We start from the raw sequence: 552 nt of genomic DNA, 5'->3' as shown, positions 1-552 counted from the left end.
GTTCATATCACCTTACCGTCGCTTTACGCAGATTAGCACGTCCTTCATCGCCTCTGACTGCCTGGGCATCCACCGTGTACGCTTAGTCGCTTAACCTCACAACCCACAGGCGTTTTTCAACGCTGCGAATTGCAAGCATTTGAGAGACTCGAACGCATCGCTTTGTCATCCCTTATTACGGAGGAATGACGCGCTGCGTCGTTTCAATTTTCAGCTTGTTCCGGATTGTTAAAGAGCAATATCTTAAACATGACTCGTAAGTCATCTTTAAGATATGTGGGTAACATCTTTCACCTGTCACCAAGCTTTGGCGTCCCCTAGGGGATTCGAACCCCTGTTACCGCCGTGAAAGGGCGGTGTCCTGGGCCTCTAGACGAAGGGGACAATTAAGTCTGTCTTCGAAAGACACTTTGCTCGTTATTTTCTATCAGACAATCTGTGTGGACACTGCGCGGGAAGGTATCTTCAGGTAAGGAGGTGATCCAACCGCAGGTTCCCCTACGGTTACCTTGTTACGACTTCACCCCAGTCATGAATCACAAAGTGGTAAGC

General features: G+C 48.9%; 1 tRNA gene and 2 rRNA genes. All 3 read right to left on the bottom strand.

Annotated elements, in window-relative coordinates:
- A 23S ribosomal RNA gene (locus LC417_RS22275) occupies positions 1-96 on the bottom strand; the annotation flags it as partial.
- Positions 97-308: 212 nt separating this feature from the next.
- Positions 309-384: transfer RNA gene (locus tag LC417_RS22270), tRNA-Glu, on the bottom strand.
- An 86-nt stretch (positions 385-470) separates the two neighbouring features.
- A 16S ribosomal RNA gene (locus LC417_RS22265) occupies positions 471-552 on the bottom strand; the annotation flags it as partial.

Origin of the sequence: Pantoea sp. OVA07A, assembly GCF_019969975.1 — a bacterium.
In the GTDB taxonomy this organism is placed as follows: domain Bacteria; phylum Pseudomonadota; class Gammaproteobacteria; order Enterobacterales; family Enterobacteriaceae; genus Pantoea; species Pantoea agglomerans.
The sequence above is the reverse complement of the archived record's forward strand: the minus strand, read 5'-3'. Positions and strand labels throughout refer to the sequence as shown.